This is a genomic window from Stenotrophomonas sp. LMG 10879 (assembly GCF_002750935.1).
In the GTDB taxonomy this organism is placed as follows: Bacteria; Pseudomonadota; Gammaproteobacteria; order Xanthomonadales; family Xanthomonadaceae; genus Stenotrophomonas; species Stenotrophomonas lactitubi_B.
The window spans coordinates 246,013-272,632 of the sequence record NZ_PEJT01000001.1; the positions used below are offsets into that span (position 1 = coordinate 246,013).

Sequence of the window (26,620 nt, forward strand, 5' to 3'; positions counted from 1 at the left end):
GGCCGGGTTGGTTTGTTCTGGTTGGGGATGAGGGAAGTTTGAAATCTCCATCGGTGTGCGCCTGGTGCGGAATCGCTGGCGCATGGCTGGGCAGGGTGGCGGGGCGCTGCATGAGCGGCGTGCATCCCGCCACATGGAGAAATCAATAATGAAGGGATTGAAGCTTGCAACTGCCGTGGTCGCGTGCGGCCTGTTCTTTGTGTCACCAGTGTTGGCTTCTGGAGTCGAGCACTCGTCCTCAGTCGAAGATCCGGGCATGTATGCCGAGCTGCTGGCGCTGCTTGAACGCGAGATTGGCGCCCAGTTGACGCGTCATCTGCAAGAGGAGGGCAGGTTGCGCCAAGTGACTGTGAGTGTGGCAGTCGATCCGCAAAAGCGCAGGATGGTGGTCGACTTCGGCCCCGGATACCTTCCGGGCGATGAGCAGAACTATGGAGAGCTCTTCCTCATCCCATTGGCCGCTGATCTTCGGCATTACTCGGATCAGGCAGGCTTGGAAATCCTGGATGTGGAGTTCCTTTTTCAGGGCAAGCCAATAGAGGCGCATTTTCCAGAAGATCACCCTCTGCCGAGGGCGGCGAAATCCCGATCCGCGCACACGCGGGCTCTGGTTTCATCGAGTCATGGATATATTGCCTTGCATCCCAGCAGGGCGTGGGAATTCCAGCGCCCTGCTCCGCTCGGCCTGCAGGAGGACGTATTGAGCCCTACATACGGGGACGAACTGCAGGATTTGCTGGAGCAGCGAAGTGGATTGGTGGTGCATCGCGCTCGTAGTCGTTCTAAAGACCCGCATCCGGAGTCTGGCTACCCTTGGGAACAGATGTCTTCCAGGTATCACCTGAAAGCGCTCTTCCCCGAACGTGCCGACATATGGAATGAACTTCCAAATAGTCCCAGCAGTGATCGAGAGGTGAAGGAGGATATCCGTGCTCGTCCCAACTACGCCAATCACCTTGGCGTCGACGTAATGCTGAGCCTGCACACGAATGGAAACCCCTCCCCCGGCGTTCGCGGCGCCGAGGTCTATCATCATCGGACCAAGCCAGAGGACAAGGCGCTGGGTGACAGCATCCTGTGCGGCATGAGAGAGGTGATCCATGCGCAGCCCGGGTACGAGAGTTTTCCTATTCGTGTCGAATCGGTTGCTGAAGGCCACGGTGAGAACCGCATTGGCACGATGCCGTCGGTGATCGTCGAGACTGCCTATCACTCCAATCCGGAGGATGTTGCGGCACTGCAGGATCCCGCCTTCCGATCTGCTTCAATGAAGGGGGTAGAGAAAGGCTATCGCCTGTGGGCGACCGGGAGGTCCTGCGAGACCTTGGCCCTTGATTCTCTGGCAGATGTGCAGATACCGGTACGTTCGTCGCTCATTGTCCCGGTCGCGTTCAAGGGCAATCCCCAGTATCCCGTAGTGCTGGAGCTGGGCGTCGCCTCTTGCGTGGGGGGGAACTGTACGCCTTCGGACGAGGAGTTCATGGACCCAAGCCAGCCAGTGCAGCTGGAGTTGCTCTGCAACGGAAGTGGCGCCGGAACCGTTCGCTGGCGGACACGCCTGCGCGATGCCGATGGCGTAGTGACGGAGTATCAGGAGTTCAATCAATCCTGCGTTCTGACCTAGGCGGTTGGCAGTGTTGCATTTGCCTGGCATGGCCTGGCGCTGCTGAAAAGAAAAGGCCGGCGCTTTGGTGTCGGCCTTGGATCACCCGACACCGCCGAACCTTTCAAAGGAACTGATATGAACTTCATGCGCGCGTTCCGCCGCATTGGATTGGCGTCGATCATTGCCTGCACATTACCCTGTCCGCAGGCGCTTACTCAGCCTTTACCGCCCGCCGCTGAGACAGATGTGGCGTTGGATCTTCTATTGACGCGGCAGGCACAGAAGATCCTGGATGACCACCAGTTGCGCAGGTCCAGATCCACGGGCATATCAGTGGGCGCCTCGGTTGATATCCAGCAACGGAAGCTCGTCATCAGCTTCGGGGCTGGAATCCTGCCGTCGGAGGACGATCATTCGCTCGAGGAGCTGGAGCAGTACATCAGGAATACCCTGGAGGCCTATACGATGCAGGCCGGCGTAGGCGAAGTTGAGACGGTCATTCTTTACGAGGGAAAGCCCTACTGGGAACACTTTCCTCGCGGCATCAGTGCGCAACAGCAAGGCTCTGCCAGGCAGGCAGAGGGCCAGGTTCTTGTCTCGTCCAGTCACGGGCTGCTGAGAGTGCACCCTGGCATGGAGTGGAAATTCCAGCGGCCTGTACGCAATGGTGTGCAGGAGGATCTGATTACGCCCGGATATGCGGACGAACTGCAACGGCTGCTGGAGGATCGCGGGGGTGTGACCGTGTATCGTGCGCGTCGCGGCGTGGGCGGTGCGCACCCGGATTCAATGCGTCCGTGGTACGAGATGTCAGCTCGTTACCATCTCAAGGATCTTCTTCCTGATCGGACAGATATCTGGAATCACTTTGCGAACAGTACTGCGAGCGACTTTGAAGCGGGCGCTTTCGCGCCCGCTTCGAGTCAACCATTCCTCGACGCTACAGAAGCCAGCCTCAGCTGGCCTTGCCCTGTGCATCCAGGTAACGCTCGGCATCCAGTGCGGCCATGCAGCCGAAGCCGGCCGAGGTGATCGCCTGGCGGTAGTGCTGGTCGGCCACGTCACCGGCGGCGAACACGCCTTCCACCGAGGTCTGGGTGGCGTTGCCGCCCAGGCCCGAACGGATTTCCAGATAGCCGTTGTTCATGGCCAGCTGGCCGTCGAACAGCTGGGTGTTCGGGTGGTGGCCGATGGCCACGAAGAAGCCGTGCGCATCGATGTCGCGGGTGCTGCCGTCCAGGGTCGACTTCACGCGCACGCCGGTCACGCCGGCCTCGTTGCCCAGCACTTCTTCCACCTGGTGGTGCCAGACGGTTTCGATCTTGCCGGCTTCGACTTTGGCGAACAGCTTGTCCTGCATGATCTTTTCCGCCTTCAGGGTATCGCGGCGGTGAACCAGGTAGACCTTGCGGGCGATGTTGGACAGGTACAGCGCTTCTTCCACGGCGGTGTTGCCGCCGCCGACCACGACCACGTCCTGGTCACGGTAGAAGAAGCCGTCGCAGGTGGCGCAGGCGGACACGCCGCGGCCCTTGAACTCGTCTTCGGTCGGGATGCCCAGGTACTTGGCGGTCGCGCCGGTGGAGATGATCAGGGCGTCACAGGTGTACTCGTGACTGTCGCCGATCAGCTTGAACGGGCGCTGCGACAGGTCCGCGGTGTGGATGTGGTCGAAGATGACCTCGGTCTCGAAGCGCTCGGCGTGGGCCTGCATGCGCGCCATCAGGTCCGGGCCCATCAGGCCATGGGCGTCACCCGGCCAGTTGTCCACTTCGGTGGTGGTCATCAGCTGGCCACCCTGCTGCAGGCCGGTGATGACGACCGGCTTCAGGTTGGCGCGGGCAGCGTAGACGGCAGCGGTCCAACCGGCCGGGCCGGAACCGAGGATGACAAGACGCTGGTGGCGGGAGGGCAGGCTGGTGCTCATGTAGACTCGCGAAAAGGTAGATGGGACAAGGCGCGGCGATGTTTGCACAGCATCCTTGGCTGGTCATAGAGTGGCGGCTGGGGCAGGGCGATTCAAGCCGATGAACAGAACAGCGCCATCCACGGGCGGTTTCGGGCCCTGTCCCCGCTTGTGCGGCAACGGATAACTGAAAACTGACGCCGTCTCGTTTATTATCAAACACTAACAGCGCATTCCAAAGGTATGGTCTAAGGTGGCGAAGCAGGTCCCCGAACGCTCCAAGTCCGACGACAAAAAGCCATCGCGTCGCACGGCGGCAGCGGCCACGACTGACAATCCACGCCGTCAGCGCCTGTGGCGCGACCTGGGTCTGATCGCCATCGCGCCGGCGCTGCTGTATCTGGCTGCCAGCCTTTTCACCTATTCAGCGACGGACCCGGGCTGGTCGCACACCGGTAGCGTGGTCGCGCCGGTCCACAACATGGGCGGCCGCGCGGGTGCGTGGATCGCCGACGTGCTGCTGCAGCTGTTCGGCTATATCGCCTTCCTGCTGCCGGTGGTGCTGGGCGCGCTGGCCTGGATTGCGATGTTCGGCCTGAAGCGCGAGAGCAAGGGCGAGAACGATCTGGACCCCGCATTGCGGCTGGTCGGGCTGGTCGGCTTCCTGATTGCCGGCACCGGCTTCCTGCACGTGCGCCTGTTCAGTGGCGATGTCTCCAGTGCCGGCGGCATCCTTGGCAAGCTGGTCGGAAATTCGCTCAGCGTGGGCTTTGGCGCGCTGGGCGCCAACCTGTTCGTGCTGGTGCTGCTGCTGGCCTCGATCACCCTGGCCACAGGCCTGTCCTGGTTCGTGGTGATGGAGAAGATCGGTCGCGGCGTGATGTCGCTGGCGCCGTTGCTGGAGCGCAAGAAGGAGCAGGCCACCGAATGGCAGCAGACCCGCGTGATGCGCGAGGAGCGCCAGGAAGTGCGCAAGGCCGATGCCGAAGTGCGCGCCAAGCGCGAGCCGGTGAAGATCGAGCCGCGCCCCGAGCCGGTGATCGAAAAGAGCGACCGGGCCAAGCGCGACAACCAGATCCCGATGTTCCGCGGCGTCAATGGCGACGGCTCGGACCTGCCGCCGCTGGCCCTGCTGGATGATCCCAAGCCGCAGCCGGTGGGCTACGACAAGGACACCCTCGACGCGCTGTCGCGGCAGATCGAGTTCAAGCTCAAGGACTTCCGCATCGATGCCCAGGTGGTCGGCGCCAACCCCGGCCCGGTCATCACCCGCTTCGAAATCGAGCCGGCGCCGGGCATCAAGGTCAGCCAGATCAGTTCGCTGGACAAGGATATCGCCCGCGGCCTGTCGGTCAAGTCGGTGCGTGTGGTCGATGTGATCCCGGGCAAGTCGGTGATCGGCCTGGAAATCCCCAACGTCACCCGCGAGATGATCTACCTGTCCGAGCTGCTGCGCTCGAAGGAATACGACAAGTCGGCCAGTTCGCTGACCCTGGCGCTGGGCAAGGACATCGCCGGCCGCTCGACCGTGGCCGACCTGGCGCGCATGCCGCACCTGCTGGTGGCCGGCACCACCGGTTCGGGCAAGTCGGTGGCGGTCAACGCGATGGTGCTGAGCCTGCTGTTCAAGGCGTCGCCGAAAGACCTGCGGATGCTGATGATCGACCCGAAGATGCTCGAACTGAGCGTCTACCAGGGCATCCCGCACCTGCTGGCGCCGGTGGTCACCGACATGAAGGAGGCCGCCAACGGCCTGCGCTGGTGCGTGGCCGAGATGGAGCGCCGCTACAAGCTGATGAGCGCGGTGGGCGTGCGCAACCTGGCCGGCTTCAACAAGAAGGTGAAGGACGCGCAGGACGCCGGCCAGCCGATGATGGACCCGCTGTTCAAGCCGAACCCGGAACTGGGCGAGGCACCGCGTCCGTTGGAGACGCTGCCGTTCATCGTCATCTTCATCGACGAATTCGCCGACATGATGATGATCGTCGGCAAGAAGGTCGAAGAGCTGATCGCGCGCCTGGCGCAGAAGGCACGTGCGGCCGGCATCCACCTGATCCTGGCCACCCAGCGCCCGTCGGTGGACGTCATCACCGGCCTGATCAAGGCCAACATTCCCACCCGCATCGCCTTCCAGGTCAGCTCGAAGATCGATTCGCGCACCATCCTCGACCAGTCCGGCGCCGAGACGCTGCTCGGTCACGGCGACATGCTGTACCTGCCGCCAGGCACGGCGATGCCCGAGCGTGTGCACGGGGCCTTCGTGTCCGATGAAGAAGTGCATCGCGTGGTCGAGCACCTCAAGGCGATGGGCCCGGCCGACTATGTTGACGGCGTGCTGGATGAAGTGCAGACGATGGGCGATGGCGTGGTGGTCGGTGCGACTGGCCTGCCGGAGACCAGTTCCGGCGGCGGCGATGAGTCCGACCCGCTGTACGACGAAGCGCTGCGTGTGGTCACCGAGACCCGTCGTGCCTCGATTTCCGGGGTGCAGCGTCGCCTGAAGATCGGCTACAACCGCGCAGCGCGACTGATCGAGGCCATGGAAGCGGCCGGTGTGGTCAGTTCGCCCGAGCACAACGGCGACCGCACGGTGCTGGCACCGCCGCCGCCGAAGTAAGCCCTGCCGCATTCCCGACGTCCAAGGAACCGACGCATGCTTCAACCCGTTTCCTGCGCGCTGGCGCTGGCCTGCCTGCTGGCAGCCGGCCCGGCGCTGGCCGATGCCGCCGCGACAGCCGTACCCGCGGTCGCGCCGCCATCCACCGGCAGCGATGCCGAGGCCAGCAACAACTTCAGCTTCGTCCGCTACCGCGCCGACTACCAGGTGCGTGCCGACGCCGGCAACGTACAGACCGAAACCTACGAAATCCTGCTCAAGACCAAGGCAGCGGTGGAGCAGTTCAGCCAGGTGCGGTTGAGCTACAGCGAGAAGATGGAAACGCTGGACGTGGTCAACGCCTATACGCTGACCGCCGATGGTCAGCGCCGCGAGGTGCCGGCCGACCGCATCTATACCCAGGAAAGCTATTCCAGCGCGTCGGCGGCGATGTATGCCGACCGCAAGGTGCGGGTGATCGTGTTCCCCAACCTGGCGCCGGGCACGCGACTGTTCTACCAGGTGCGGCGGACCCAGCTGACGCCGTACTTCCCAGGCTACTTCGGCCTGTGGGAAACCTTCAATGTGTTCACCCAGTACGACGACGCCGAGGTGACCCTGAGCGCGCCGGCCAATCTGCCCATGTTCGTGGACAGCCGCGGCGTGCAGGGCAGTGACCGGCCGGTGCTGAAGAACGGCCAGGCGCAGTGGCGCTGGCGCTACCAGCGCCGCGAGCCGATGCAGGCGCAGAACTGGTCGGCGGCGGTGTGGGAGTTCGGGCCGAACATCATGGCCAGCACCTACCGCGACTGGGCGCAGATGGGCCGCGCCTATCAACTGAAGGCAGGGCCGGCCGCGCAGGTCACCCCGGAGATCCAGGCGCTGGCAGACGAAGTCACCGCCGGCGTCAGTGACCGTCGCGCGCAGGCCGATGCGCTGTACCGCTGGGTCGCGCAGAACATCCGCTACGTGGCGGTGTATCTGGGCAATGGCGGCCTGGAGCCGAACAGCGCGCAGAGCATCCTCGACAACCACTACGGCGACTGCAAGGACCACGTGACGATCCTTGAAGCGTTGCTGGCGGCCAAGGGCATCACCAGTTCGCCGGTGCTGATCGGTGCCGGTGGTGGTCCAACGCTGCCGAAGATTCCGCTGCTGGGCCGCTTCAACCACGCCATCACCTATGTGCCCGAGTTCGATCTGTACCTGGACTCGACCAGTGCCTGGGCGCGCTTCGGCCAGTTGCCCGATAGCGACCTCGGCGCGCCGGTGCTGCACACCCGCGACGCCACTCTGGCGCGCACGCCGGCCAACGACCCGCAGCGCAACGCGACGGTGATGGACGTGCGCTTCACCTTCGACGCGCAGGGCAATCTGCGTGGTGAGACGGTGCCGCAGCTGAGCGACAACGCCGAGATCGGCATGCGCGCGCAGTTCGCCCAGCTCAATGCGCAGAACCGCGCGCGCGCTGAAGAATCGATCATGGCCGCGTCCGGTTTCGATGGCCGTGGCCAGCTGCAGCTGCAGGGTGTACCGGTCGACCTGACCCGGCCGTTCGGTTATCGCATGGCGTTCCAGGCCGAGGACTACGTGGACTTCGACGTGGCCGGCGGCATGGCCGTACCCGATCCGCCGGGTGGCGAATCGGTGCGTGGGCTGTATGCCAGTGCTTCGGCACCGGACAACGAGACGCCGTTCTACTGCAATGCCAGCCTGCGTGAGGAAACCTATCGCCTGCAGTTCCCGACCAATGCCCCGATCATCGCGATTCCCGGCAGCCAGCGGTTTGCCAATGCGGCCGGCGAGTATCGGGTCGACTGGAGCCGGCAGGGGCAGGAAGTGACCGTGCATCACCGCCTGCAGCAGAACGCGGTGCGCGGCGCCGAGGCGCTGTGCCAGCCGCAGGACTACGCTGCCTTCCGCGCGCTGTTCCGCGAGGTGCGCCGGGGCTTCCGTGGCCAGGTGCTGTACGGCAAGCTGCCGGGCGCTGGCGGCTGAATCGCCGATCAGCGATCAGGGCGTCATAATGGCGTCCTGATCGCCCATTCATCTTTTGCCGGGCACACTGGCACCCAACTTTCCTGGCCGCGCGCCCACAGGATTCCTGCATGAACCTTCGCCTCCGTCGTTTCCTTGCCACCACCACCCTGGCCGTGGCCTGCGCCGCCGCCGGCAGCGCCTGGGCCGGCGCCCGTGATGACCTGAAGACCTTCACCACCGGCCTGAAGGGCCTGGATGGGCAGTTCAGCCAGCAGGTGTTCGACAGCCGCGGCAAGGTCAAGGAATCCACCAGCGGCCGCGTCGCCTTGTCGGCACCGCGCCTGTTCCGCTGGGAGTACGTGCGCCCGCATGAGCAGCTGATCGTGGCTGACGGCAAGAAGGTCTGGATGTTCGAGCCGGACCTGGAGCAGGCGACCGTGCGCGAGCAGGGCAAGGAAGAGCAGAACAGCCCGCTGACCGCGCTGATCAACCCGGCGCTGCTGGAGCAGCAGTACGACGTGAGCGAAGAGGCCGCACAGCGTGACGGCCTGCAGTGGCTGTCGCTGTCGCCGAAGCGCGATACCGAAGCCAGCTTCCAGTACGCCGCGCTGGGCTTCAACGCGCAGGGCCTGGCGAAGATGGAGATCACCGACGCGGTCGGTCAGCGCACCGTGATCAGCTTCAGTGGCTGGAAGCGCAACCCCACCTTCGCCGCCAACACCTTCCGCTTCACCCCGCCGGCCGGCACCGACGTCATCGGCAACTGATCGTGGCCGCCGGGCAGGGCCCGGCGCTACCGCCCCTGGTAGGTGTCAACCTTGGTTGACACGCTTTCGGCCGGCTCATCCGTTGTCTGGGTGAACAATGACCTGCCACGCAGCGCCATCAAATCGCATCAGGTCCCAGGGCGTCAGCACCCACAGCGTGCTGCCGGCGGAACTAATGTCAACGATCGTCGCATTTCTCAGTTCTTCGGGGATGCCTTCCAGCAAGGGTTCAACCAAGCCAGTGACGAGGCTGTAGACGTACAACCCTTCATTTTCCGTGCCTATATAGATCTTCTGCTCGTGCTGGCAGGCGGAATTGAAATTGACCTCTTCGCCTACGTCGTGGCGCAGGCACTCAAATCCAGTGGAAATGTCGCCCGTAATGATGGTGCCTTCCGTGCCGACAAAGACGAGGCGACCCTGGTCAGTTCTGCAGGCATGAAACAGCTCCGCAGTGGTGACTTGCTCGGGCAGTGTCCAGTTCAAGCCATCCCAATGCGCAATCAGGCCATCAGAGCCGATTGCGTATAGGTCTGCTAAGCCGGTTCCGCAGAGGTCGTTCACGCTGGCCACGTCAAAACTGGCGAGCAACTCCCTGTACGCAGGGTCCTTGCGGCCCTCAGCAATCTGGTTGCGCGTTTCGTCGAACTTCCGGCGCAGCTCGGCCTCACGCTTCGCCGGATCAGTGGGTAGTGGGGCAGCGCCGTCAAGTTCAAATATGTGGCCGCAATACAAAAGCCACGTTTCGAAATCCATCGAATCAAGATCGTCCTCGAGGCTCCTGCGCTCGGGTGCGGGGAAGTGAGTGGGAAGTTGCTTCCACCCAGCCTCGTTGCGGTGATAGATCATTCCGTGCACACCGCAGCAGAACAGATCTTCACCCAGCTGCCGAATGCGGGTCAGGCCGCCTGTATCCGCCTTAATGCGCTCAACCGTGGCGCCAGCGCGGGTGTAGTCTTCCAGCTGTCCCCAGTAGTCCAGCGCAAGCACCCGCCGCGGGCCACTGTTGTCTGCTGCTGGGATGAATAGCGTGGACATGACCTGGAAGTCCGGCAGGTCGTGATGGAACCATCCTTCCTGAGGTACCCGACCAAAGACGAACATTCGGGTGGGCGGGCCGGGATCTGGATCGTAGTACTCATGGCCTGGGCCGAGGGCGGCAGCCAGGTAGTAGATGTCCGCGTCGACAGCGCAGCCGGCAACGAACTCAAGGACATTGGATTCGGGATCGCGCACGCGTAGGTCCTGGATGGTTGAGTTCCGAATTCTCGGTTGTTGGAGACGGCGCGTGGTGCTGAGGAGAGGTAAGCCTCGTTGAATCAGTGGCTTATCATTGGATTTGCTTCGGCGGTTACGGCCCATTTCCGACAGTTTCCGAGGTTGCCGGCCAGCGGCCGGCACTACCGTTCATGGTCCGCCGGGCACGGCCCGGCGCTACCGCCCCTGGTAGGTGCCAACCTTGGTTGGCACGCTCTCGCGGTACAATGACCACGTGCCAAGACATCGCTCCACTTCATTCCCCGGTCCCGATCTGCTGAGTGTCGATCGGGAACACATGCGCCCGCTGGCCGAGCGCATGCGCCCCCGCACCCTGGACGAAATGGTCGGGCAGAAGCGTCTGCTCGCGCCGGAAAGCGCGCTGCGCCGCGCCGTTGAATCCGGGCGCGTGCATTCGATGATCCTGTGGGGGCCGCCCGGCTGCGGCAAGACTACGCTGGCGTTGCTGCTGGCTGAATACTCCGACGCCGAATTCCGCGCCATTTCCGCGGTGCTGTCCGGCCTGCCGGAGGTGCGCCAGGTGCTGGCCGAGGCGGCGCAGCGCTTCGCCGAAGGCCGTCGCACGGTGCTGTTCGTCGACGAAGTGCATCGCTTCAACAAGGCGCAGCAGGATGCGTTCCTGCCGCATATCGAGCGCGGCACCATCCTGTTCGTCGGCGCCACCACCGAGAACCCGTCGTTCGAGTTGAACTCCGCGCTGCTGTCGCGTTGCCGCGTGCACGTGCTGGAAGGCGTCTCGCCGACCGACATCGTTGAAGCGCTGGAACGTGCATTGGGCGATCGCGAACGCGGCCTCGGCGAAGAACACATTGAGGTTGCGCCGGAGCTGCTGCTGGAAATCGCCACCGCTGCCGATGGCGACGTGCGTCGTGCGTTGACCCTGCTGGAAATCGCCGCCGAACTGGCGGGCGGGGAGGGTGGGCGTATCACGCCGCAGACCCTGACCCAGGTGCTGGCCGACCGTACTCGCCGTTTCGACAAGGGCGGTGAGCAGTTCTACGACCAGATCTCGGCGTTGCACAAATCCGTGCGCAGTTCCAATCCCGATGCCGCGCTGTACTGGCTCACGCGCATGCTCGACGGCGGCTGTGATCCGTCGTATCTGGCACGCCGGCTGACCCGCATGGCCATCGAAGACATCGGTCTGGCCGATCCCCGCGCGCAGAGCATGGCGCTGGAGGCATGGGACATCTACGAGCGGCTGGGCAGCCCGGAAGGCGAGCTCGCCTTCGCCCAGCTGGTGCTGTACCTGGCCAGCACCGCCAAGTCGAATGCCGGCTATGCGGCCTTCAACCAGGCCAAGGCCGATGTGCGCGACAGCGGCACCGAAGAAGTGCCGCTGCACCTGCGCAATGCACCGACCAAGTTGATGAAGGAACTGGGCTACGGCGCCGAGTACCAGTACGACCACGACGCCGAGGGCGGCATCGCGCTGGATCAGACCGGTTTCCCCGATGCGATGGGCGAGCGGGTGTACTACAACCCGGTGCCGCGCGGACTGGAGATCAAGCTGAAGGAAAAACTCGACCGGCTGCGTGCCGAGCGCGAGGCGGCGAGGGCGGCCAAGAGCCGCTGAGCTTCGCTTCTGTAGAGTCGAGCCATGCTCGACTGCTTTTGACGACCGAGACCGCCGTTTACGCACACCCCCATAGTGGCGGATACGTCAGCCTGCGCCGATCAGTATCAGGTTGGTGCCTGTGGGATGAAGCCAGAGAAAGACTTCCTGCTTGCCCTTCCGATAGCCGGACGAGCAGACCGCCTGCCAACCCTTGCCACAATTGACCTCGGGGAATCCGTAGACGGTTGGGTGAGAGTACTCGCGTGGCGTTGCGACCCATCCAGCCTTTAACAGGGCACGACGCAGCGTTTTGTAGTCCATTTCCCATTGCGCACCCATTGCTTTTAGCGCGCCAGGCATTGGAGGCGGGTTTGCCTTGAGGCTGCCCATCATGTAGCCGGGCTCTATGTAGCCGGGTTCTGTTGAGGGCGGTGCGGACGTCAGGAGTAAGGCAATCAGGATGCTCTTCATCTGCCCGAGCGTAGTGGTGTTGCCACGCTAGTCAAATGGCGCTGACGCAAATGCCACTGTGAAGAGCAAAAGGGCCGTATGGAGGCCCCCTCCCCAGTGAGGCAGCCGAGCATGGCTCGGCTCTACATTGCCCCGCCCGTGTGCATTTGGCAGACTGCGCGGCTCTTTTTTCAAGGAACGACGCCGTGCAGGAAATGATTCTGCCGTTGAAGCGCTACGCCCAGTTCGAAGGCCGCGCCAATCGCCGCGAGTACTGGATGTTCCAGCTGTTCCTGTTGCTTGCGGCTACCGCGGTAGGCGCGATTTCGATGATGGTGGCATTCGTTGCTGCGGTTTTCCTGCAGGCCGATTCCAGCTGGATGGCCGGGATCACCATCGGGGCACTGGCGCTGGTAGGTCTGCTCTGGCTGGCCACGATCGTGCCGCTTATCGCAGTGACCGTGCGCCGCCTGCATGACTGCAACCAGTCGGGCTGGCTGTACCTGCTGGCGCTGGTGCCGATGGGTGGCCTGGTGATCCTGGTGTTCGCGCTGTTGCCGGGTACGCCGCAGGACAATTCCTATGGCCCGGTGCCCGCCGGCCCCTGATGTCGCCAACGTCGCCTCACACAACGAAGCCGGCTTTGAGCCGGCTTCGTCGTTTGCGCACTGCTGTCAGCGCTGCCGGACCGATTACTGCAGTACGCAGTCGCCCAACGCCAGGTAGTCCGATCCCGAGCTGAACTGCAGCGTGCAGCTGGCGGTGAAGGAAACGCCTTCCTCCATCGCTGCCAGCTTGGCGTTCTGCTCGTCATCGGAAGCGGTCAGGCGGGCCAGCACCTGGCCATCCTCGTCGCCGGCTTCCAGGACCGGCTCGCCCTGCAGGTTGCTGGAGGCGCCCAGGCTCACCGCCGTGAACTGCACGGTCTGGTTGAGCTCTTCCAGCCCAAGGGAGGAATAGCCGGCCTCTTCATAGGCCGAATACAGCCCGGCAAGGCTTGGCGCGGCGTGGCCTGCCAGCGGGGCGAGGAGGCCGGCGACGAGTGCGATCAGTGCTTTGTGCTTCAAGGTGTTCTCACAATCATGGGATCCGATCCCATGGCGGTTGTGGAGCTGATGGGCAGGGGCCACGCAGGCGCCCGCGAGGGCGGGGCGATTCCTGCGCCCCGATGGCGGGAAAAGTAGATGAACACGGACTTCCGGCGCAAGCGCTGGCGCGCGCGTGATACACAGCGTGACGTTTGATCGATGTGATAATCATTCGCGTTTAAGGTAGACTGCGGTCCCTTGTGAACCGGTGGCCGTGTGCCGCTTTCGCCGTCACTGATGAAGTCTTCCGTCCTGCCTCCGCGCCGTGGCCCGCTGCTGTCCGGCCTGGCCGCCTTGATGATGGGCCTGCTCCTGGCTACTCCGTATGCATACGCGCAGCAACGCAATCCGCTGCAGAAGATGGGCCAGACCGTGCTCGATGAGCCGGCGGCCAGTTACCGCTTCGAGCGTTTCGTGATCGATAGCCCCGACCAGCAACGCCGCTGGCGGGTGAATGTCGCGATCCCGGCCAAGGCCTCGAAGACCCCAGCGCCGGTGCTGTACGCGCTGGACGGCAACGCCGTGGCAATGGTGCTGGACCAGCCGTTGCTGGCCGAGCTGGCCGCACGCAAGGCGCCGCCGGTGCTGGTGCTGATCGGCTACGACAACGACCTGCGCATCGATTCGGCCGCGCGCACCCGCGACTACACCGCGTGGATCGATCGCGCCGATGATGAAAGCGGCAAGACCCAGGCCGTTGGCGGCGGCGCAGCGGCGTTCCTCGACATGATCGAGCGCCGCATCAAGCCTGAAGTCGAGCGCCGGGCGAAGATCGACACCCAGCAGCAGGCGCTGTGGGGGCATTCGCTGGGCGGCCTGTTCGTGCTCAGCAGCCTGTACACCCGTCCGGCCGCCTTCCAGTACTACCTCAGCGCCAGCCCGTCGTTGTGGTGGAGCCAGGGCGCGCCGCTCGGTGATGCCGAGCAGCAGTTCGTGCAGAACGCACACGGTCAGCCCGCGAAGGTGTGGCTGATGCTCGGCGGTGCCGAGCGCGTCGGCGACCGCGGCAAGCGTGACATGAGCAATCCGCGCGTGGTCGCGCATCTGCGCCGTATTGGTGGCGCCACCCCGGATGCGGCGATGCAGCTGGCCGAACGCTTGGACAACGTGCCGGGGCTGAGCGTGCAGTACCGCGAGTTTCCCGGCCTCGGCCATGGCCCGATGCTGCCTGCGTCCTTCCACGCGGCCCTGCATGAGCTGTATGGCGTGACCGACCGCAGCGCCGGTGACGGCCAACCGACCGGTGGTGACAACGCCGCCGAATGAATCCCCCGCACGGCAGTGCCGTGCGACCCCACTACCCAGGCGGACTGTCGACGTGCAGCGGCCAAGGCAACCGATGAATCCCGCGCCACCAGGCGCGGCCTACGTGTGCAAGGAGCCTTCCATGTCGTTCCGTCCGTCTTTCCGCCTCACTTCCCTGGCCGCCGGCCTGCTGCTGGCAGTGACCGCCACCGCACAGCCGGTGTTCGACCAGCCGGCCAGCGCCACCTTCAAGGGCCAGGTTGTCTCACGCGGTGAGAACGTGGTTCCCGGCAGCACCGCCGATGTCACCGGCCGCGGCTTCGTGCCGGACCAGCAGGTCAGCCTGCTGCGTGGCGATACCGTGCTCAACAGCCAGCCGGTGGTGGTCGATGCCGATGGGAACTTCAAGACCCAGCTGGCCATTCCGGCCGACGCGGTGCCGGGCACCCATCCGGTGGTGGTGCGCGCCAGCCAGCCCGCCGCCGCAACCGTGCTGAAGCTGCGCGTGTCGCCGCAGTTGCCGCTGTCGGGCCAGGCGAAGTTCGCCACCCAGTCCAACAAGCTGGTGCCGGGCCTGTACCAGTCGGCCTACAGCGCCGCCAGCAACGCAGTGTTCGTGACCTCGGCCGTCGGTCGCCCGCCGGTCACCCAGTCGCAGCTGCTGAAGCTGGACCCGAAGTCGCTGAAGGTGATCAAGGCCATCACCCCGGCGCAGGTGCCGGGCAGCACCAACGGTGCGGTGTTCGCGGTGTACGGCGTGGGCGTGGATGATGCCAACGGCAACGTCTGGGTCAGCAACACCCGCCAGGACACGGTGGCCGTCTATCGCCAGGCGGATCTGTCGCTGGTCCACCAGTTCCCGGTCGGCACCGTGCCGCACGCCCGCGACGTCGTGGTCGACAGCACGCACGGCAAGGTGTTCGCCTCGGCCAGCGGCGAAGACCACCTGTCGGTGTTCGATGCGAAGACGCTGAAGGCGCTGGCGCCGATCACCCTGGCCTCCGGCGTGGACGACGAGAAGTTCGTGCCGATGAGCCTGGTGCTGGATGAGCCCAGCGGCAAGCTGTTCACGGTCAGCATCGGTACGCCGGAAGCGGCGGTGATCGATGTGGCCAGCGGCAAGGTCGACAAGGTCATCGACCTGGGCAATTCGATCAGCGCCTCCGGCGTGGCCTTCGATGCCCAGCGCAACCGCCTCTACGTGGCCTCGCAGGGCACCGACAACCTGCTGATCGTCGACGTGGCCAGCGGCAAGGTCGTGCACGACGTGCCGGTCGGCGCTGGCGCACTGAACGTGGCCTTCGATGCGAAGAGCGGCCTGGCCTATGTCACCAATCGCGGCGCAGGCACGGTCACCGCGGTTGATCGTGATGGCAAGGTGGTCGGCAACCTCGATGGCGGCACCTTCCCCAATCACGTCCGCGCCGATGGCAAGGGCAATGTCTTCGCCGTGAACAAGTCGCGTGGCGCTGAGGATCCGAAGGGTGACCGCATCACCCGCATCAGCCTGCGCCAGCCGTAAGCCACAGGGCAGGGCGGCACCCCGTCGCCCTGCCAGCAAGGAGAACCTGCATGAACATCGCTTCCCGCCTGCGCCTGTGCGCGCTCCCGCTTGCCGTTTCACTGGTGCTGGCCGCCTGTGGCGACAAGGCACCGCCGTCTTCGGGCAACCCCGACGCAGCTGCGACGGCTGCCGCTACCGCCGAGGCCGGGGCACTTCCCGCAGGCTGGCAGCGGGTGGCGGGCAATGACGTGCCGACCCTGCCGGGGCAGCAGGCGGTTCTGCCGACCAAGGTCCAGTCCGACGATGGCGCCGGTGTGGAAGTGGATGACACCAGCCGGATCATTGCCGGCGGTGACGACATCATCGCGGTGATTGAAGCACTGGGGCTGGGCAAGCAGGTGTTCGCCGCGCCGACCAACACCACGACTCAGGCAGGCCTGGCCGCGCCGCACCAGTTCCTGTTCAACCGCACCACCGGCGTGGAGGGCGTGCTGAGCCTGCAGGGCTCGCTGTTCATCGGCAACAGCCTGCGTCGCCACACCGAACTGGCCAAGAAACTGCGCGAAGTGGGCGAGCCCGCAGTGGTGATCGATGACCTGCAGCCGGCACCGGACAAGGTGCGCAAGATTGCCGCCGTGCTCGGTGTGGCCGATGCAGGGCAGACCTTGGCCACGCAGGTGCAGCGCCAGCTGGATGAGGCGGCCGCGATCGGCAGGGGCCTGGGGCATGCGCCGCGGGTGATCCATGTGTCGGCGACGGGTGCAGGCGGTTCACCGACCGTGGCCGGTGCCGACAGCGCATCGGCCAAGCTGATCGCGCTGGCCGGCGGCATCAACATCGGCACCGAGGCCGGCGTGGCCAACTATTCGCAGCTGAGCAACGAAGGCGTGGTCGCGGCGGCACCGGAAGTGATCCTGGTGACCGAGCATGACCTTCAGCTGTTCGGTGGTGCCGAAGGCCTGTGGAAGGCCTACCCGACGCTGAAGCAGACCCCGGCCGGACAGGCCAACCGGGTCTGGGTGATGCCGGATGCGCAGCTGAAGTACGCCAGCATCGGTTCTGGTGCAGGTGCGCAGGCGTTGGCCAAGGCGCTGGCGGCGCTGCCGAAGGCATGAGTCCTGCGGATCGACGCCGCCGTCGCGGGCGGACGATGTTGTTGATTGCGCTGGTCGCACTGCTGGGTGCGGTGCTGGCGTCGTTCGCCGTGGGCCCGCTGCGGCTGCCGCCTCTGGAAGTGATGCAGGCGCTGGCGGTGAAGCTGGGTCTGCTCGATCCGCAATCGGTCAGCAGTCGTGACCTGGCCGTGGTGTGGCAGCTGCGCATTCCGCGTGCGCTGCTGGGGGCCATGGTGGGCGCGGCGCTGGCGATGGCCGGCGCCAGCCTGCAGGGACTGTTCGGCAATCCGCTGGCCGATCCGGGCATCGTCGGTGTCAGCCAGGGCGCTGCGTTGGGCGCGGTGGCGGCGATCGTGCTCGGTGCCGCGGGTGCAGCCGGCTGGCTGGTGCCGGTGGCGGCGTTCGGCGGCGGTGCCGCCGCGATCGGGCTGACCTACGCGTTGGCGCGGCCGGGCAAGGGTAGCGGGAATGCCACGTTGTTGCTGGTGGGCATTGCGATGGCCGCATTCTGCTCGGCATTGATCGGTTTCCTCACCTACATCGCCAACGAAAGCGAGCTGCAATCGCTGGTGTTCTGGCAGATGGGCTCGTTGGCGCGCGCCAACTGGGCCGATGTGGTCGCGGTGTTGCCGCTGTTTGCCATCGGTGCATTCGCGCTGCAGCGCCTGGCCACGCCGCTGGACATGCTGGCGCTGGGCGAACGACAGGCGCAGCACCTGGGGCTGGATGTGGCGCGTACACGGCGCCTGCTGGTGGCGTTCAGTGCGCTGTTGGTGGGCTCTGCGGTGGCATTCGCTGGTTCGATCAGTTTCGTCGGCCTGGTGGTGCCGCACGTGGCGCGCCTGCTGGTCGGCCCCGGCCATCGCTGGCTGCTGCCGTTGTCGGGCCTGCTGGGGGCGCTGCTGATCGTGGTGGCCGACACCGCTGCACGCACGCTGGATCCCCCGGCGGAGATCCCGCTGGGCCTGTTCTCCGCCGCGCTGGGCGCGCCGTTCTTCCTGTGGCTGGTGCTGCAGCAGCGTCGCAAGGCAGTCGCATGAGCGCTTTTCTGCAATTGCGCGACCTGGTGGTGCGCCGCCAGCAGCGCGAGATCCTGCATGGCATCACCCTCGAATTCCAGCCCGGTACGGTGACGGCGCTGGTGGGGCCCAATGGCGCCGGCAAGTCGACGCTGCTGGGTGTGGCGGCCGGCGATCTGCGCGCCGATGGTGGTGACGTGCATCTGCACGGACGCCCGCTGCGTGACTACAAGGCCGGGCCGCTGGCACGCGAACGTGCGGTGATGCCTCAGGAACACGGCGTGCGCTTCGCCTTCAGCGTGGAAGAAGTCGTGGCGATGGGCCGCCTGCCGCATCCGCCGGACCCGCAGGTGGACGATGCGCAGGTGGAACGCGCGATCGATGCTGCCGAACTGCAGGCGTTGCGCCTGCGCGAAGTGCAGCAGCTGTCCGGCGGCGAATCGGCGCGGACCACCTTCGCCCGCGTGCTGGCACAGGACACGCCGTTGCTGCTGCTGGACGAACCTACGGCTGCGCTGGATCTGCGCCATCAGGAGCGCACCCTGCGCAGCGTGCGTGCCTGCGCCGAAGCGGGCACGTGCGTGATCGTGGTGCTGCATGACCTCAACCTGGCAGCCGGCTACTCCGATCGCATCGTGCTGCTGGAACAGGGCAGGGTGGCCGCTGACGGCACGCCTTCGGAGGTGCTGACCGAGGCCAACCTGCGGCGCGTCTACCAGCAGGACGTGGTGGTGCTGCAGCATCCGCGCCGCGGTGTGCCGTTGGTGGTGGTGACCTGATGCGGTAAAGCCGCGCAGAGCGGGGCGAAGTATCATTGGCGGTTCGTTTTTCTCAACGGAATGACCCCCATGAAATACATCCTCCCGCGCGCAACACTGCTGGCTTCGATCATTGCTGCTTCGTGCACGGCGCACGCCGCTCCCGTCCGCACGGTTGTACTGGACAAGGTGGCTGACCAGGCGACCTCGATCGAAATCCGTCATGCGAAGGGTGCCGGCGCCGCCTCCGATCTGTTCACCACGCATTACTACACCGGTGGCGCGATGCTGATGGCCTGGGGCAATCAAAGCGTGCTGCTGCTCTGCAAAAAGTCGGCGTATCTGAAGCTGCCGGGCATGAAGCCTGCGGCCAGCGAACTGCCGCTGGAGAAGCGGCAGATGATCGGCTACGAAGCAATGATGGCGGGCTACGGCGGCATCGCTGCCGTGGGTGGACTGGTGGATGGCAAGATCGAAGTTGCCGATGACGGCAGTGAAGTGCGCCGCCAGGCCGAGCGGTCGTGGGCCTACGGTGTTGAACGCTACGACGTGATCAGTCAGCGCATGCCCAATGGTGCGCTGCGCGTGCGCGCACTGAAGACCGCCACGGTGAACAATGCTAAGCCGTCGAAGCCGGGTGACACCTTCAGTACCGAAGACGACCAGGCGGCCCGCCTGCGTGAGCTGGGTGCGGTGGGCAGCTGGACCGAAGTGACGATCCACGACACACCCCGTCGCGGCGAGATCAATGCCGCCTTCCCGCTGAAGGACTGGGTGTCGGTGACGGGGGATCACGCCGCGACGGTGGGTGAGGCGCGGCGTATCAACGGCTGCGAGTGATCACTTTTGAAAGATCCTCGCTTCATTGCGCCTCATCGTTCTATTCATGCGCGCAATATTCACTTGCGCGCCAGACAGACAGGTCTAGAATGCGCCGCATGAACCGGATGCCGCTCCTGAAGTTTTTCACCCTGACCCGCGCAAGCGCGGAACGGGCGTGTCTGCCTGGAGCCCCACGAGGCCGCTGATCGCGGCCTTCGCTGGACCATCCACAGAGCGCCCTTTCGGGGCGCTCTTTTCGTTTCCGCCTTCCATCCCTCAACCCGCTCCACCGCAAGGAGAACGTGCCATGCACCAGATCGCCGAGACCGAACGTCAGCCGCACACCCTGTAGCCAACCGGGGTGTGCGGCCCCCGAAGTTGGCCCAGCAGGAACCCATCTCATGAACACCAATACCCAAACTCTGTCGCGTCTTCGCAACCTCGGCATCATTGCCCACATCGACGCTGGCAAAACCACCCTTACCGAACGCCTTCTGTGGAAGACCGGCGAGATCCACCGCGTCGGCGAAGTGCATGACGGCAACGCGACTACCGACTTCTCGGCGATCGAGCGCGAGCGTGGCATCACCATCGGCGCCGCCGCCGTACACGCGCAATGGGCGCCGCGCGATCTGCCGCTGCATCAGCTGACCCTGATCGACACTCCCGGCCACATCGACTTCGCCATCGAAGTCGAGCGCTCGCTGCGCGTGCTCGACGGTGCCGTGGCCGTGTTCTCGGCCGTGGACGGCGTGCAGCCGCAGTCGGAAACCGTGTGGCGCCAGGCGCGCCGGCATGGCGTGCCGTTGATTGCGTTCGTCAACAAGATGGATCGCATCGGCGCGTCGTTCGAGCGCGTGCTGGAGCAGCTGCAGGACAAGCTGCGGGCGCGACCTTGGGCGCTGGGCGTACCGTTGGGCAGTGAAGGTGACTTCCATGGCTGGGTCGACCTGGTCGATGGCCGCGTGCTGCACTGGCAGGACGGTGGCGCGGCGACAGTGACGGCATGGAGCGAGGCCGAGCGCGCGCAGTGGCAACCGCAGCGCAATGCGCTGGTCGAGGCCGTGGCCGACCATGACGATGTGCTGGCAACGGCGTGGCTGGAAGGCCGTGACATCGACGCGGCGATGCTGCGCGCAGCGATCCGTCGCGCGACGCTGTCTGGCGCCGGCGTGCCGGTGCTGGCCGGTGCCGCGTTCAAGGACAAGGGCATCGAAACGCTGCTGGATGCGGTGGTCGATTACCTGCCGTCGCCGCTGGATCGTCCTGCGGTTACGGCCGAAGGCGAGGGCGGGGACGTCCTGCTGCCGCCGGACCCGGACGGCCCGTTGGCGGGCCTGCTGTTCAAGATCACCCACCAGCAGCACGGCGCACTGAGCTTCGTGCGGCTGTACTCGGGCACCTTGAAGGTGGGCGACAACGTGGCCAGCTCGCAGCACCCGCAAGGGCGCCGCATCAGCCGGCTGGTGCGCGTGCAGGCCGACCAGACCCAGGACATCGCGCAGGCGGTGGCCGGCGACATCGTGGCGGTGCTGGGCTGGAAGGATGCGGTCAGCGGTGAAACGCTGAGCGGGCGAGGGCAGCCGTTGCGCCTGGAGAGCATCCAGGCGCAGGCCCCGGTGCTGGCGTGGCGGCTGGAGCCGGCGCGTGCGGCCGACCTGATCCGGTTGGCGCAGGGCCTGGCCAGCCTGGCCCAGGAAGATCCCTCGTTCCGGGTGGAAACCGATGGCGACACCGGTGAAACCCTGGCCTGGGGCATGGGCGAGCTGCACCTGGAAGTGATGGTCGAACGCCTGCGCAGCGAATGGAAGCTGGACATCGGCATTGGCGCGCCGCGCGTCGCGTACCAGGAGACACCGCAGCGTGCCGTTGAAGGTGTGGTTGGCCGGCTGGTCAAGCAGACCGGTGGCCAGGGCCAGTTCGCGCACGTGGTGCTGGACGTGGCGCCGCGCGACGACGGCGAGGTCGTGTTCAATGACCGCATCGTTGGTGGCGTGGTGCCGCGCAACTTCATCGCTGCGGTGGAGAAGGGCGTTCGTGCCGCGCTGTCGGAAGGCCCCCAGGGCCATCCGGTGGTCGGCATCGAGGTCAGCCTGGTGGATGGCCAGACCCACGCGAAGGATTCGTCGGAGATGGCGTTCCATCGGGCAGGCAGCGAGGGCATCAAGGCCGCGCTGGCGGCCAGCGGCACGCAGCTGCTGGAACCGGTGATGGCGGTGACGGTGCATTCGCCGTCCGCCTCGGTGGGTGACGTGGTGGGCGATCTGAATCGTCGCCATGGCCGCGTGGCCCGCATCGACGACCAGGACGGTCGCGCCGAAGTCAGCGGATTCGCGCCGCTGGCACAGCTGGTCGGTTACACGACCTCGCTGCGTTCGCTGAGCCAGGGGCGCGCCAGCAGCGAATCGCATCTGCACGGCTACGAGCCGGTGCGTGTGTCGTAAGGAAGGAGCAGGGGAGCCCGTTCGCGGGTTCCCCTTTTTGCGTATTGGCGGGGGCTCATCCACGCATGGCGTGGATCTACCCAAGGAAGTAGATCCACGCCATGCGTGGATGGGTGCCATCCGTGCGCCACGCACCTGCACTGCATTGCAACAAAACTGCAGAAAAAGCTGGATTAAAGTGATGCCTCACGATAAATTGCGCACCCCCCGTTGCTTGCCGCCGCCCGCACCCTGCCCATGCGTGATGACAATGATCCCGGAACCCTGGAGCTGCCCCTGCCGCGCAAACGCGGTCGGCCGCCCAAGTTCGGGTACGCAATGAGCGACGCGCAGCGGGCTGCACGCTATCGGGCACGCCGCGCAGGGCAGGCCAACCACGCCGACGTGCGGCACTGCAGCGACATGGTCCTGCTGGACAAGATCCGCGCAGCAGTCAGTGCGCGCGACACCGAGTTGGCCGGCTTCCTGGTCCACGTTCTGTGGCAGCGTTATCCGTTGCAGCTGAAATAAGTGAGCTGCGGGGTGGCCGTTGTCACCTGCCTTGTTGATAATGCGGGATTCAGGTTGTTCCCGCTGGCGCGCCCGGGATGGCAGGCGCGCATGATCGACATGGTTTCCACGATGACCACCACCAGCGACACCACCACCGAAGCTGCGCCGAGCAGCGCGCCCCTGTTCTACACCCGTCCGGTGCCGCTGCAGGCGGATCTGCACGCCGATCTGCGCATCCTGCCGGGCAAGCTCGAGTTCGCTGCCAGCAGCAACTCGATCCCGCTGGTGCTGGGCGAATTCTCGCTGGCGCTGCACCACTTCCCGATCCTGTTCGCAGGCCCGAGCGCGGTGCCGATGGCCGCCGTGGGTGTGACCACCGACAACCTGTTCATCACCGATGGCCTGTGGGACGACGAGACCTACATCCCGGCCTACCTGCGCCGCCATCCCTTCATCTTCATCGACACCGGCGCGGACAATGACTTCCTGCTCGGCATCGACGAAGAGAGCCCGCGCATCGTCCGTGGTGGCGAAGAAGGTCAGCCGCTGTTCGTCGATGGCAAGGCCACCGACATGGTGCAGCAGGCACTCGAGTTCTGCGGCCAGTTCACCCGCGAACACGAACAGACCCAGGCGTTCTCCAAGGCGCTGGTCGACAACGGCCTGCTGGTCGAGCGCAATGCAACCGTGCGCCTGCCCGATGGCCGCGAGTTCAACCTCAACGGCTTCTTCGTCGTCGACGTGGAGAAGTTCATTGCGCTGCCGGACGCGACCGTCGTCGAATGGCATCGCAATGGCTGGCTGGCGCTGATTCACCAGCACCTGATGTCGCTGGGTCGCTTCAACGACCTGACCCGCCGCCAGGCGGGACGTAACGCCGCCTGATTCAGGCCGCCGGCGTGGCTTCCGTACTCCGGGAGCCACGCCAGCTTTGCATCTCTGCCAGTATCTGGCGCGCATCGTCCCACCTGGGGGGCACGCAGTCGCCCAACTCCCAGAGTTCACCGGCAAGCGCCGCCATGCCGCCCGCGCCGAGCATCTGCAACACGCCTTGCAGTCGATGCGCGTGATGGCGCAGTCGAGCGGCATCGCAATGATCGATCGCCTCCTGCAGGCATTGCACCTCACGATCGACATCGTCTTCGTAGGCGACCGCCAGCTCGTCGGCACCACCCGCGCTGGTGCTGGCCGTCACAAGCTGGCCCAACGCCTCCAGCAGCGCATCGACCTGCAGCGGCTTGAACAGCACCGCGTCGATGCCGGCCGCCTGGCAGCGCAGGTCGTGGTCGACACCGGTGAAGGCGGAGAGCGCAAGCAGGCGGGTGCGAGGTGCTCCTTCCGTCTCACACAGCCGCAATTGCCGGGCCAGCGCATAGCCATCCATTCCCGGCAGGCCGATGTCGAGCATCACCAGCTCGCAGGGCGCCTCCCTCTGCAGGGCCAATGCCTCGTCGGCATTGGCAGCTTCCTGCACCGTCGCGCCCCAACAGCGCAGCTGGGCCGCAATAACCCGGCGGTTCAGTGCGTGGTCCTCGACCAGCAGGATGCGCGTACCGGTCAGCTGGGGCAGGGTGGGTGCGGCTGCGGGGGTCGGCGGATCCTCCCGCACCCGCTGCACGGGTAGGCGAAGAATGAAACGACTGCCACGGCCATGCACGCTATGAACATCCAGAGTGCCGCCCATCGCTTCGGCCAGCGTGCGACAGATCGACAGGCCCAGCCCGCTGCCGCCGCGCTGCCTGCCGACGTCGGCCTGCTGGAAGGGGGCGAACAGTCCCTTCATCTGCGCTGGCGCGATGCCGATGCCGCTATCGATGACTTCTATCAGCAGTGATGCGGGCTTTGCCGGCGTATCCAGCTGCAGGCGCAGTTCAACGCCGCCTACGTCGGTGAACTTGACGGCATTACCGAGCAGGTTGTCGAGCAGTTGCCGCAGGCAGTCCGGGTCGGTTGCAAGCAGTGGAAATGGCGCCTGGGGCGCGGACAGCTGCAGGCGCAGCGCTTTCTTCTGCGCCTCGGCTGCAATGGCCTGCAGCGCCTGCGTGCATACCGCATGTGCGTCGCAGGGCAGCAGCTTCGGCCGGAAAGTGCCACTGGCCAGACGGGAAAAATCCACTGTGCGATTGAGCAGTCCGCGCAGTGCCTGGCCCGCATTGGCAGCGGCGGCCACCAGCTCGCGCTGGCCAGCCGGCAATGGCGCCTGGCCCAGCAGGTCGATTGACGCCATGACCGCCTGGGCCGAATTGCGCACCTCATGGCTGAGCATGCCGGCCATCTGGATCTGCTTCTGATCAAGCCCCTGCTGCAGGCGTAGTCTGCGCGTGGCCAGCAATGGAAGCGTCAGCAGAACAGCGACCGCAGGCAACAGCCAGAGTGTGGCGGCACTGAACTGGTGCCGCAGCGTCTGCCCGAACGCGGCCGGCAGCGCCTGCTGGGCCCAGCGCTGCAGCAGCTGGGCATGCTCTTCGATGGTGATGTCGTCCAGAGCTGTCTCGATGCGCTCAAGCAGCTTCTGGTCTTCGCGCCTGGCAAGCAGGTGCAGCTGGGTTGGAAAACTGGCATCAAGCACCTGCAGGCGCAGGCTGTGGGAAAAGTGCCGCCGCGTCATCGCACGCGCAGTGGATTCCAGGCCGATCGCTACGTCGGCGATGCCGGCATCCACCGCCGCCAACGCCGCGCGCATGCTGGGCTGGGGCAGGACGGCTACTGCAGGGTGGTGTTCGGCCAGCCACGCTGGATAGGGGCCGCCTTCAACGGCTGCGATCCGCAGCGTGCCGACATCGGCAACCCGGCGCGGCAAGCGCTCACCAATGCGGCCAGCCAGCACGCTCGCGCCACCATGAAAGCTGCGCGAGGGCGCCAGGCTGGGGCAGGGCAGGCGCGCGCCATCGCCACCGCCCTGCACCAGTACAAGGTCCGCCCGGCCGTCACAGACGGCTGCCATCGCTGCGAGGGTGCTGGGAAACGGGACTTCGACGAAGGCCAGTCCGGAATGACGGGCGACGAGCGCAGCATAGCCATGCGCCAGCGTCTGCAGCACCTCGGGGTCGGTCGCATCTTCGGGGGCGGGATGCAGCGTGGGGCCCGCGGCCACCCGCACCTCGCGTCCAGGCGCCCACACTCCGTGCTGGACATCGCCTGCGGATGTGCAGGGAAGCAGGGTAAACAGCGCCAGCAGCAAGAACCAGCGTGCGCGCTTGAACAGCGCAGTCACAGTACCTCCAACTGCTGGCGCATCGCGAAGATCTCCGCATCATTGCGCAGGCCCAGCTTGCGCAGGGCTGCAATCTTCTGCGTGCTGACGGTCTTGACGCTACGGTGCCGGTGCAAGGCAATCTCGGAAACGGTCAGCCCATCCAGGACCAGCCGGATGACCTCGCGTTCGTTCCGGCTCAGCGCGTCGCAGGGTGTCAGCAGCTTGCACGTCGGCGGTATCCGGCAAAGCCCTTGGGCGACGCGCACGACCGCGTCGGAAAGTTCGGCCAAAGGCTCGGATTTGCCGACAAATCCACTGAGTCCGGCATCCAGCAGGTGATTGATGATCGCTACCGAGTTCTGCCCCGCGAAGCCAAGCAGCGTTACCTGCGGCAGCGCCTGGCGCAGATGCTGGACGAGCTCGGCGCCGCTGATATCGCCGGGCGCCAGGGTGATGTCGATGATGGCCACATCCGCGTGGCACTGCTGCAGGGCCAGCACGAAGGCCTGGCTGCCACTGTGGCTGGCGACGATCTCGAAGCGGCTGTCACTGCCGAGATGAAAGGCCGTGCCACGGCGGACGACGTCATGGTCATCAAGCAGGGCCAGGCGAAGCCGGCGCGGTGCAGGGAATCCGTTCATGCGCAGGAGTGTTGTCAGCGCCGAGTGGCGTGGCGCTCATTCTGGCGCCGCTGTCGCGTCGAGCATCGAAAACGTTCGATTTTTGAGACTTTTCTTAGAGCGTGGTTGGCAGAAGTTGGACTGTTGTGTCGGCAATGGCACGGGGTGCGTGTGGT

22 protein-coding genes are annotated in these 26,620 nt (G+C 65.4%); 16 read left to right on the forward strand and 6 right to left on the reverse strand.

The annotated features are described in order from the left end of the window. Nucleotides 1–148 precede the first annotated feature (148 nt). A complete protein-coding gene (locus CR919_RS01040; RefSeq protein WP_099818426.1) occupies nucleotides 149–1,624 on the forward strand; it encodes an N-acetylmuramoyl-L-alanine amidase in 1,476 nt (491 codons plus the stop codon). Nucleotides 1,625–1,741: 117 nt separating this feature from the next. Further along, complete coding sequence (locus tag CR919_RS21265; RefSeq protein WP_207761000.1) at nucleotides 1,742–2,638, forward strand: hypothetical protein; 897 nt, start codon at nucleotides 1,742–1,744, stop codon at nucleotides 2,636–2,638. Here the strand turns inward: CR919_RS21265 and trxB are convergent. Beyond that, nucleotides 2,562–3,533 carry a thioredoxin-disulfide reductase gene (gene trxB / locus CR919_RS01050; RefSeq protein WP_099818427.1) on the reverse strand — a complete coding sequence of 324 codons (972 nt, stop codon included), beginning with the start codon at nucleotides 3,531–3,533 and terminating at the stop codon, nucleotides 2,562–2,564. The genes CR919_RS21265 and trxB overlap by 77 nt on opposite strands. Nucleotides 3,534–3,765: 232 nt before the next feature. Between trxB and CR919_RS01055 the strand changes: the two genes are divergently transcribed. The 3 genes from CR919_RS01055 (at nucleotide 3,766) to lolA (ending at nucleotide 8,855) form a co-directional block, all read left to right on the forward strand. Next, nucleotides 3,766–6,129, forward strand: a complete 2,364-nt coding sequence (locus CR919_RS01055) for a DNA translocase FtsK (protein WP_099818428.1) — start codon at nucleotides 3,766–3,768, stop codon at nucleotides 6,127–6,129. A 36-nt stretch (nucleotides 6,130–6,165) separates the two neighbouring features. Then, a complete protein-coding gene (locus CR919_RS01060) occupies nucleotides 6,166–8,106 on the forward strand; it encodes a DUF3857 domain-containing protein (protein ID WP_099818429.1) in 1,941 nt (646 codons plus the stop codon). 110 nt (nucleotides 8,107–8,216) lie between these two features. Further along, on the forward strand, nucleotides 8,217–8,855 hold the full coding sequence (gene lolA, locus CR919_RS01065; RefSeq protein ID WP_099818430.1) for an outer membrane lipoprotein chaperone LolA: 639 nt from the start codon (nucleotides 8,217–8,219) through the stop codon (nucleotides 8,853–8,855). A gap of 75 nt (nucleotides 8,856–8,930) precedes the next feature. Here the strand turns inward: lolA and CR919_RS01070 are convergent, their stop codons facing one another. Beyond that, a complete protein-coding gene (locus tag CR919_RS01070) occupies nucleotides 8,931–10,091 on the reverse strand; it encodes a hypothetical protein (RefSeq protein WP_099818431.1) in 1,161 nt (386 codons plus the stop codon). 319 nt (nucleotides 10,092–10,410) lie between these two features. On the opposite strand from CR919_RS01070, the gene CR919_RS01075 reads away from it, so the two are divergent. Beyond that, the gene (locus CR919_RS01075) at nucleotides 10,411–11,709 is read left to right on the forward strand and encodes a replication-associated recombination protein A (RefSeq protein ID WP_243379779.1); all 1,299 of its coding nucleotides are present in this window, start codon (nucleotides 10,411–10,413) and stop codon (nucleotides 11,707–11,709) included. Nucleotides 11,710–11,796: 87 nt separating this feature from the next. Here CR919_RS01075 and CR919_RS20990 read toward each other — a convergent pair whose 3' ends face one another. Further along, nucleotides 11,797–12,162: a hypothetical protein gene (locus CR919_RS20990; protein ID WP_133119574.1), complete on the reverse strand. Its 366-nt coding sequence runs from the start codon at nucleotides 12,160–12,162 to the stop codon at nucleotides 11,797–11,799. A 185-nt stretch (nucleotides 12,163–12,347) separates the two neighbouring features. Here CR919_RS20990 and CR919_RS01080 point away from each other — a divergent pair, with 185 nt between their 5' ends. Further along, nucleotides 12,348–12,749, forward strand: coding sequence for a DUF805 domain-containing protein (locus CR919_RS01080; RefSeq protein ID WP_099818433.1), 402 nt, complete (start codon nucleotides 12,348–12,350; stop codon nucleotides 12,747–12,749). Between the two features lie 84 nt (nucleotides 12,750–12,833). On the opposite strand, the gene CR919_RS01085 is transcribed toward CR919_RS01080, so the two are convergent. Continuing rightward, the gene (locus CR919_RS01085) at nucleotides 12,834–13,208 is read right to left on the reverse strand and encodes a hypothetical protein (RefSeq protein ID WP_099818434.1); all 375 of its coding nucleotides are present in this window, start codon (nucleotides 13,206–13,208) and stop codon (nucleotides 12,834–12,836) included. Nucleotides 13,209–13,466: 258 nt separating this feature from the next. On the opposite strand from CR919_RS01085, the gene CR919_RS01090 reads away from it, so the two are divergent. From CR919_RS01090 to CR919_RS01130, 9 genes are all read left to right on the forward strand, one after another. Then, nucleotides 13,467–14,495, forward strand: coding sequence for an alpha/beta hydrolase-fold protein (locus tag CR919_RS01090; RefSeq protein WP_099818435.1), 1,029 nt, complete (start codon nucleotides 13,467–13,469; stop codon nucleotides 14,493–14,495). Nucleotides 14,496–14,616: 121 nt separating this feature from the next. Further along, nucleotides 14,617–15,996, forward strand: a complete 1,380-nt coding sequence (locus CR919_RS01095) for an ATP-binding protein (protein WP_099818436.1) — start codon at nucleotides 14,617–14,619, stop codon at nucleotides 15,994–15,996. A gap of 50 nt (nucleotides 15,997–16,046) precedes the next feature. Then, the gene (locus CR919_RS01100; RefSeq protein ID WP_099818437.1) at nucleotides 16,047–17,093 is read left to right on the forward strand and encodes an ABC transporter substrate-binding protein; all 1,047 of its coding nucleotides are present in this window, start codon (nucleotides 16,047–16,049) and stop codon (nucleotides 17,091–17,093) included. Beyond that, complete coding sequence (locus CR919_RS01105) at nucleotides 17,090–18,133, forward strand: iron ABC transporter permease (protein WP_099818438.1); 1,044 nt, start codon at nucleotides 17,090–17,092, stop codon at nucleotides 18,131–18,133. The genes CR919_RS01100 and CR919_RS01105 overlap by 4 nt, the downstream gene beginning before the upstream one ends. Further along, complete coding sequence (locus CR919_RS01110; protein WP_099818439.1) at nucleotides 18,130–18,891, forward strand: heme ABC transporter ATP-binding protein; 762 nt, start codon at nucleotides 18,130–18,132, stop codon at nucleotides 18,889–18,891. The genes CR919_RS01105 and CR919_RS01110 overlap by 4 nt, the downstream gene beginning before the upstream one ends. Before the next feature lie 69 nt (nucleotides 18,892–18,960). Beyond that, nucleotides 18,961–19,710 (forward strand): hypothetical protein, encoded by a 750-nt coding sequence (locus CR919_RS01115; protein ID WP_099818440.1) that lies wholly within the window; start codon nucleotides 18,961–18,963, stop codon nucleotides 19,708–19,710. A 383-nt stretch (nucleotides 19,711–20,093) separates the two neighbouring features. Then, complete coding sequence (gene fusA / locus CR919_RS01120) at nucleotides 20,094–22,136, forward strand: elongation factor G (RefSeq protein WP_099818441.1); 2,043 nt, start codon at nucleotides 20,094–20,096, stop codon at nucleotides 22,134–22,136. Nucleotides 22,137–22,373: 237 nt separating this feature from the next. Then, a complete protein-coding gene (locus CR919_RS01125; protein WP_099818767.1) occupies nucleotides 22,374–22,646 on the forward strand; it encodes a hypothetical protein in 273 nt (90 codons plus the stop codon). Between the two features lie 111 nt (nucleotides 22,647–22,757). After that, nucleotides 22,758–23,513 carry a SapC family protein gene (locus CR919_RS01130; protein WP_099818768.1) on the forward strand — a complete coding sequence of 252 codons (756 nt, stop codon included), beginning with the start codon at nucleotides 22,758–22,760 and terminating at the stop codon, nucleotides 23,511–23,513. 1 nt (nucleotide 23,514) lies between these two features. Here CR919_RS01130 and CR919_RS01135 read toward each other — a convergent pair whose 3' ends face one another. Together CR919_RS01135 and CR919_RS01140 are read right to left on the reverse strand one after the other, a co-directional pair. After that, on the reverse strand, nucleotides 23,515–25,842 hold the full coding sequence (locus tag CR919_RS01135) for an ATP-binding protein (protein ID WP_243379784.1): 2,328 nt from the start codon (nucleotides 25,840–25,842) through the stop codon (nucleotides 23,515–23,517). Next, nucleotides 25,839–26,465, reverse strand: coding sequence for a response regulator transcription factor (locus tag CR919_RS01140; RefSeq protein ID WP_099818442.1), 627 nt, complete (start codon nucleotides 26,463–26,465; stop codon nucleotides 25,839–25,841). Before CR919_RS01140 ends, CR919_RS01135 begins: the two co-directional genes overlap by 4 nt. Between the last annotated feature and the right edge of the window lie 155 nt (nucleotides 26,466–26,620).